Raw genomic sequence first — 9,482 nt, forward strand, 5'->3', positions numbered from 1 at the left:
CAGTGGCAAATGAGGGAGTCACTCAACCGAAACCTACGCAGCCGAAAATTTCCGCTAGCAATGAAGCTAGCCAGCCCACTTTGCCAGCTCAAGTAGCAAGTCCTACTGAAAATAAGGAAACAGAAATTGCTGATTATGGACCACTTCCAACCAAGGCTCAATTGGACTACCACAAAGAAGAATTAGCCGCCTTTATCCACTTTGGTATGAACACCTATACCAACTCTGAGTGGGGAAATGGTCGTGAAAATCCTTCTAATTTTAATCCGACTAATTTAGATACAGACCAATGGATTCGAGTGTTAAAAGAAGCAGGATTCAAACGGACGATTATGGTTACTAAGCACCATGATGGTTTTGTTCTTTATCCGTCTGCGCATACAAATCACACTGTCGCAGCCAGTCCGTGGAAAAATGGTAAAGGCGATGTCTTGGAAGAAGTTTCTAAGTCTGCGACCAAATATGACATGAATCTTGGGGTCTATCTTTCTCCGTGGGATGCCAATCATCCGTCTTATAAGGTTGCCACTCAGGATCAGTATAATGAATACTACCTCAATCAACTCAAGGAGATTTTAGATAATCCTAAATACGGTAACAAAGGAAAATTTGTCGAAGTCTGGATGGATGGTGCTCGAGGAGAAGGAGCGCAGAAGGTCACTTATACTTTTGATAAATGGTTCGAATATATTAAAAAAGCAGAGGGTGACATCACTATTTTCTCTGCTCAGCCAACAAGTGTCCGCTGGATTGGGAACGAAAAAGGCACAGCAGGTGACCCAGTCTGGCATAAGGTCAAACGCGACAAAGTTCTGGCTAATCCGTCAACAGACTATCTGAATCATGGGGACCCTACTGGAGATATGTATTCTGTTGGGGAAGCGGATGTGTCCATTCGCTCAGGCTGGTTCTATCATGAGAATCAGCAACCAAAATCTTTGCGTGAATTGATGGATATCTACTTCAAGTCTGTCGGTCGTGGAACACCACTTTTGCTCAATATTCCACCTAACAAAGAAGGACGATTTGCAGATGTTGATGTTGCAAGATTAAAAGAATTTCATCAGACGCTCAAAGACATGTATTCTACTAATCTAGCAGCAGGTGCCAGTGTGGTAGCGGATTCTACACGGAAGAATGCCAAATACAATGTCAATCATCTGGTTGATGGTGATGACAAGACATCTTGGGCGCTATCAAATGATGCCTTGACTGGTTCTTTCACAGTTGATTTGGGAGAGAATAAGCGTTTTGATGTGGTCGAGTTGAAAGAAGATATTGCTAAAGGTCAGCGGATTTCCGGTTTCAACATTGACGTAGAAGTCAATGGTCGTTGGGTTCGCTATGGCGAAGGCAGTACAGTTGGCTACCGCCGTCTTATCCAAGGCCAGCCGGTCACTGCTAGAAGAATCCGTGTTACTATTACGGGTGCTCAGGCGACTCCGATTTTGACCAACTTTGCGCTCTACAAAACACCTCAGTCTATCGAAAAGACAGATGGATATCCTTTGGGCTTGGATTATCATTCTAATACTGAGGGAAATAAGAATAATACGACTTGGCATCAAGAAAATGAAGGTGTTCGCGGAAGTTCTATGTGGACTAACCAAAAAGATGCCAGCGTTGAATATCAATTCACAGGAACTAAGGCCTATGTCGTGTCTACTGTCGACCCGCAACACGGTCCGATGGATGTCTATGTAGATGGTCAAAAAGTGGCAACGATTGATACGCAGAGCACCGTGCGCAAACGGAGTCAAACGGTATATGAAACAGGCAACCTAGCAGAAGGTACTCATACTATCAAGCTGGTGAATGCTAGCAATCGTGCCATTGCAACTGAGGGGATTTATACTTTGAATAACAAAAGCAAGGGCATGTTTGAGCTAAGTCAAGCAAGCTATGAAGCTGAAAAAGGTAAAACTGTCACTGTTACTGTCAAACGTGTAGGCGGTGCTAAAGGTTCAGCAGATGTCCGTGTGGTGACCGAGCCCGGAACAGGTGTTCATGGCAAGGTTTACCAAGACAAGACAGAGATTTTGCACTTTGCTGATGGGGAAACCGAAAAGACAGTAACGCTCCAGACTATTGACTTTAAAGAACAAGAAGACCAAGTCTTTGACTTTAAAGTTAAGTTGTCTGACCCAACAGAAGGCAGCTTACTTGGCTTTAACTCATCTGCAACAGTTCGTGTCATGAAAGCGGACAGTCTTTCGCATAACCAAAAAGAATACGATGACCAAGCCAGTCAGCTTATCTACAGTTCAAATTGGCACAGACAGACCAAAGCTCAGGGAACTTTCAGTAATACAGAAAGTTGGGCTTCTTATAACGGCTTGTCTGCTGATGCCAAGAAAAAACTTTCTGTGACAGCTATTTTCAGCGGGACAGGAATCGATCTAACTGGTTTTGTGGATCCAAATCATGGTATTTATAAGGTCAGCCTAGATGGCAAAGTCTTAGACTATCAAGAAGGTCAAGGAAATGCCACAGAATACAACGGCAAGAAATACTTTAGTGGTAAAGCGGCTCAACGAAAAGGCAATCAAACACTGGTTTCCCTTAAAGGTTTGAAGGACGATGTTCACGTTCTGACCATGGAGCTGGATCCTGAGCGTAATGACTTGGCTAGAAATATCGGAATCCAATTAGATAGGGTCGTGACAAAAGGAACTGGTTCTCATCTCATTTCCAAACAGGACTTTGTGGAAGAGATGAAGCAGTTGAAAGAAACTGTCAATCAAATTACCCCAGAATTATTGAAAGATACCCCGAATAGCCGTACTGCCTTTGTAGAACATAAGACTGTTTTGGAAAATGAATTGGCAAAAGAAACACCAGATGTCCAAGCAATCTTCAATGCAGTTAATCAATTGAAAGAAATTTTGGATAATCCAGATAACTTTGTTCCAGAAAATCGTCCAAACCTACCAGAGGAACCAAGTCCATCTCAACCATCCACGCCAGATCAACCTTCAACACCTGATCAAAAACCAGATCAGCCGATTGTAACGCCTCCAGTCACTAAAGAAGAGAAAGATTTGCTTCAGGCTCGTAAGCAAAACTTTAATAAAGACTGGTACTTTAAACTTAATCCGACTGGCGACCAATCCAAGGAAAATATCAATATGAAGGATTGGACCAAGCTTAATCTGCCACATGACTGGAGTATCTTCTTTGACTTTGATCATTCGTCTCCAGCTCGCAATGAGGGCGGTCAGCTAAATGGTGGAGTGGCATGGTATCGTAAGACCTTCACACTGGAGGAAGAAAACAAGGACAAGAACGTTCGTCTGACTTTTGATGGTGTTTACATGGATTCGCATGTCTATGTCAATGGCAAGCATGTCGGTCACTATCCAAATGGTTATAATCACTTCTCTTATGATATCACTGACTATCTCTATAAAGATGGTCGTGAAAATACGATAGCTGTTCAAGTTACCAATAAGCAACCAAGCAGCCGTTGGTACTCAGGTAGCGGTATTTACCGTGATGTTCATCTAGTCATGACAGATAAGCTGCATGTCAGCAAACATGGCAATAAGATCACCACACCGAAGCTAAAAGAACAGCAGCAGGGAGCGGTTGATACAGTTGTTGCCAGCAAGGTTGTTAATACCGATAGCAAGGCGCATCAGGTTTATGTTGAGCACCAGGTCTTTACCAAAGAAGGTCAGGCTGTCTCAGCAGCTGTCCGTTCCGCTGTCAAAGAACTTTTAGCTAGTCAGGAAGTTCAATTTGACCAAACGCTTCAGGTCAACAGACCAACCCTGTGGACGACCAAATCAGATAAGCCACAGCTCTATGTCATGAAGACCAAGGTCTATAAAGACAATCAACTGGTTGATGTGACTGAAGATACCTTTGGTTACCGTTACTTTGACTGGACTGCAGCAGATGGCTTCTCACTAAACGGCGAGCGCATGAAGTTCCACGGCGTATGTATTCACCAGGACAATGGAGCACTGGGCTCTGAAGAAAATGCCAAGGCCATCTATCGCAAACTGAAATTGCTTAAGGAGATGGGTGTCAATGCTATTCGTACTTCTCATAATCCAGCCAGCGAACAGTTATTGAATGCTGCGGCTGAGCTTGGATTCTTAGTACAGGAAGAAGCATTTGATACTTGGTATCATAGTAAGAAGACTTATGACTACGGCCGTTTCTTTGACCAAGAAGCAACCCATCCAGATGCTAAACCAGGTGAGAAATGGTCTGACTTTGACTTGAGAATGATGGTCGAAAAAGACAAGAACAATCCATCTATCATCATGTGGTCTCTCGGAAATGAAGTTGAAGAAGCCAATGGAGATGCGCGTTCTATTGCGACAGCTAAGCGCTTGAAGGCAGTTATCAAGGCCATTGACACAGAACGCTATGTCACCATGGGTGAAAATAAGTTTAGCCAACGTTCTTCTGGCGGCTTTATCGAAATCGCTAAAATCATGGATGTCGTAGGGATGAACTATGGCGAGCATAACTATGAAGCAGTGCGTAGGGCTCATCCAGACTGGAAGATTTATGGCTCAGAAACATCTTCTGCAACTCGGACTCGCGGCTCCTACTACGATCCATCACGGATTTTGAACCATGACCACAGTGCTGGTCGTCGTTATGAGCAGTCTGACTACGGAAATGACAAGGTAGCATGGGGTCGGACAGCGACCCAGTCATGGACTTTTGACCGTGACCATGCTGGCTATGCAGGTCAGTTTATCTGGACAGGTATTGACTATATTGGTGAGCCGACTCCTTGGCACAATATGGATCGTACCCCAGTTAAGAGCTCCTTCTTCGGTATCATTGATACAGCAGGTCTGCCTAAGAATGACTTCTATCTCTACCAAAGCCAATGGCGCTCAGTCCAAGACAAGCCGATGGTTCATATGTTGCCACACTGGAATTGGGACGAGGAGAGTCTACAAGACAGAAAGATGTTGGTTGATGGCAAGGTGCCTGTCCGCGTCTTCTCAAATGCAGCAAGCGTTGAACTCTATCTGAACAATGAATCACTTGGCAAAAAGACCTTTACCAAGAAGCAGACAGCAGATGGCAGAAGCTATCAAGAAGGTGAAAATGGTCAACTCTATCTAGAGTGGAAGGTTGCATACAAGCCAGGTACTCTAGTGGCGGTTGCTCGTGATGAGTCTGGCAAAGAGATTGCGCGTGATACTGTGACAACTGCCGACCAACCTAGCAATGTCCGTCTGGTCAAAGAAGAGCACGTCATCGGTGCAGATGGAAAAGATTTGACTTATATCCATTATGAAATTGTGGATGCTAATGGCAATCTCGTACCGACAGCTAATAATCTTGTGCATTTCAATCTACATGGACAAGGCGAAATTGTCGGTGTAGATAATGGTGAACAGGCTAGCCGTGAGCGCTACAAGGCTCAAGCAGATGGCACATGGAAACGCAAGGCCTTTAATGGCAAGGGTGTGGTCATCGTTAAGTCGACAGAAACAGCTGGAAAATTTACCCTCTATGCTGATTCAGAAGGTTTAATCTCAGATTCTTCAACGGTTTATACAGTGAAAAGAATACAGTCTGCCAAAGAATTGGTTGACTTACTCCCAGCAAAAGCAACAGCTATGGTTGGTGACGAAGCACAACTTCCACAGACAGTCAAAGCTGTTTACAATGACGGCAGTACAGAAGATAAGACTGTGACTTGGAAGATACCAGCTGACCTGACTAAAACGCGTGGCGTCAAAGAAGTTTTAGGAAATGTAGAAGGTACAAACCTGACTGCTCGCTTGATGCTGAAAGTTTTGGATTTGGTAACTTGGTTGCCAAAAAACCAGACAGTGCCAGTCAATACAGCAACAGAAGATTTAGATAAAGTAGTTACAGCAGTCTTTTCTGACGGTACGACATCAGATGCTGAAGTCAGCTCTTGGACTTTGGAAAATCCAGATGCCTTGAAGACTGAAAATGGCGAAACAACAGCTACAGGAAAAGTTGCAGACTCGGACATTTCTGTGTCGGCTAGATTCCGAGCGTCTAATCAGAACTTAACCAAAGGGGCTGTGACAGGTATTCAGGTTGGTGGCAAGGCTCTGGCTGACTTTAGCGCAGACAAGACTTACTATCGCATTCCACTTGCTTATGGTGCAACTGTACCGACAGTTTCAGCGACAACTACAGGAGGTGCAACGGCTACTATACAACAGGCTAGTGCTGACAATGACAAGCTGACTTCTGTCTTTGTGACAGACGAGTCTGGTCGTCTGACTCGAGTTTATCGCCTGCAATTTGTCGAAGCTAGCCCGGCCTTGACTGGTATTGAGCTAGAAGTAGAAAAGACAGAAAATCTGGTCGAAGATCAAGCTATACCGTATAAAGTCAACGGTGTTTATGAAGATGGCACTCGGGCGCTTCTGTCAGAAAATGATGTTAACATCACGATTAGCTCAGAAGATGGAGCGGAGATCAAAGCTGAAAATGGTAAGCTCTTACTCTATCGTAAAGGAACAGCTCGTATCACAGCTCGTCTTGCAAAGGCAGATAAGACTCTGACTTCGCAAGAACTAACCTTGAGCATCGCTGAAAATACACAAGAAAAGACCATTACAGAGCTGCGGACGATTAAGCTATCGACAGATTTGCATAAGGTGCCAACTCTCCCTCAAGAAGTACTGGCAGTTTATAATCAAGGTTTGCCGCGTAAGGTAGCTGTGACTTGGGAGCCGATTCCCCAAGAAAAGGTTGATCGCTATCATAGCTTTACCGTTAAGGGGCGAGTAGCAGGTACTGACATTGAAGCGCAAGCTCATGTGACTGTTGAAGGCTTCTTGACAGCTGAAGAAGTGTCATTGGCCGTGCCAAAAGGTGAGAAGATTAAACTTCCGGCAACAGTCCGTGCTTATCACTCTGATGGCAGTGTCCAGTACAAAGAAGTAAACTGGGAGGCTGTTCCATCTGATGCAACGGCTCAAGCTGGAAAAATAGAAGTTACAGGAACAGTCGTGGGACTCAATCTGAGAACCAAGGCTCACATCCGAGTGTCTGAGCAAACGGTCCAAAATAAGAATATCTCTAAACAATGGACAGGGTCAGAACTTCCAGCAGCCTTTGTATCTGATACTGGTGGGGATGATAGCGCTAGTGCTCTAAATGATACCCACATTTCAAGAACTTCAGGCGGAGCTAAGAATCGTTGGACCAACTGGCGTACTGGAAATGAAGAAGATTATGCAGGTATCTTATTTGGAGATGCAGGTGACTTGACTAAACGCTTTGTTGATAATCTAAAAGCAGACTTCTACACGGATGGTTCTATTGGTCTGCCAGAAGAATATGTTATTGAATACTATGCTGGCAAAGATCTTCCAGAATTACCAAAAGATGTTAACCATGTTCGTAAAGAAGCGCAGCATCCATTCAATCAATCAAGTAACTGGAAACAGGTAACTGGTCTTCGTGCGCCTCAGGCCCTAAGTGCCAACTCTGAAAATGTCTTCCGCTTTGATAAGGTAGAAACACCAGCTATCCGTATTCGTATGAAGAAGAAAGCGAACACCTCAGGTGTTGGTTTGACTGAGCTAACTGTTATGGGCAACAGTGTTGAAGAGGCGACAAGTGCAACCGCTAAGATCATGGTAGATGGACAGCCTATCCCAGGCTTTAACAGCGCTATCAAGGAATATGAGATTGTCAAGAGAGAAACAGGCAATCAAGTGACTGCAGAAGTAAGTGACAATGGGTTAGCGACAGTGATTCCAGCAGCATCTGAAAAGGATCCTGTCCGTGTACTCATCAAGGCTGAAAATGGTCAAATCGTGGATGAGTACCGCATTCGCTTTGTCAAAGAGAGTAAGCAAATAGGTAAGCCTGTGGCTGCTGAAATATTATCAACAGTCGTAAATGTAGGAGAGAGACTCCAGTTGCCATCAACTGTACCAGTTTATTACCCAAGTGGTACTGAGTGGGTTAAGAAAGATTTAGCAGTTACTTGGAATCCAGTTGATGAAAGTCTACTTCGAACTAAAGGTAGCTTTACATTGACAGGAACGATTCCAGGAACAGATCTGCAGGCACAGCTTAAAGTACGGGTAAGCGAACAAACTGGACGCAATGCTGCTTTAAACCAAAATCATAACGACCAAGATTCACTTGCTTTTGCTTCAACGACTAATGACACAGATCAAGCTTCACAAGATAGGGTTCACTATGTAAATGATGGTTCGACCAACGAAAGCAATCGCTGGACTAACTGGTCAAGACAGGCTCCAAGTAAAGAAGTATCTGTCGGTGTGCTTTTCAAAAAGCAAGGTCAGATTTCAGCTGAGACAGTACAACAAGTTGGTATGCAGTTCTTCAGAGATAGTGGAACAGATGCACCACAAAGTCTCGTCTTAGAATACTATGACGGTCCAGACTTTACTGAGCCAAATCCAGCTTCTCGTTATGCTGAGCAAGCTGATCATCCATTTAACAATGCAAATAATTGGAAGCAATTGAACTATACAGCAGATAGCGAAATCATAGCTGGCAAGATGATTCATTTCAACTTTGATCCAGTTAAAACAAAAGCTATCCGTGCCCGAATGACACGCAAGGATACGACTAACGGGGTTGCACTTGTAGAGTTCACTGCCGTTACACCAACAGAAGCGCTTCAGTCAACTACAGTAACGAACATCACTGTTAATGGTCAAGCCTTGGCTGATTTTGCAGCAGATAAGACAGATTACCGTCTGGAGTATCAGGGCACAAGACCAAGGATTGAAGCTACTGCTACAAACAAAGCAACTGTAACAGTTGTTCAGTCTGATAGCGATGAGCTTCCAAGCCTTGTTCGTGTGGTGACGGAAGACGGTCAAACGACTAAGGAATACCGGATCCAGCTAGTGAAGAAAGCAGCGGATACTACACCGCCAGTTCACAAGACGACTCCAGACGAAGGAGTTAAGATCCCAGTTGTCGAACAGCCACGCTTGGATATCGTCACTGAGGCTCTACCGTTCAACACCGTTGAGCGTGAAAATGCACAATTGCCTAAAGGTACACGAAAAGTTGTCCAAGAAGGCAAGGACGGTGAAAAGACTACGCTCGTTGAAGTGACCATCGAAAATGGTCAGGAAACCAGCCGTTTGACTCGCGACAGCTTCGTTTCTAAATCCCCAGTCGATAAGATTGTGGAAATTGGCAAGCCAGTTGAGCAAGTAACACCAGATCAAGGTCTTAAGAATCTTGTTGTCGAACAGCCACGACTTGATATCGTAACAGAAGTTCTACCGTTTAATACCGTCGAACGTGAAAGTGCTCAATTACCTAAGGGCACCCGAAAAGTTGTCCAAGAAGGCAAGACCGGTGAAAAGACCACACTTGTGGAAGTGACGATTGAGAATGGCAAGGAAACTGGTCGCACCACTCGTGACAGCTTCGTTTCTAAAGCCCCAGTTGATAAGATTGTGGAAGTTGGCAAGCCAGTCGAGCAAATCACTCCAGCTGAAGGCGTTAAGAATCTTGTT

1 protein-coding gene is annotated in these 9,482 nt (G+C 44.4%); it reads left to right on the forward strand.

The genetic code is table 11. From position 1 onward, the window contains the following. The coding region (locus O3651_RS09995) for an Ig-like domain-containing protein (RefSeq protein ID WP_371610326.1) at positions 1 to 9,482 on the forward strand (9,482 nt) is incomplete at both ends.

Source organism: Streptococcus sp. 27098_8_73 (assembly GCF_041432495.1).
GTDB lineage: Bacteria > Bacillota > Bacilli > Lactobacillales > Streptococcaceae > Streptococcus.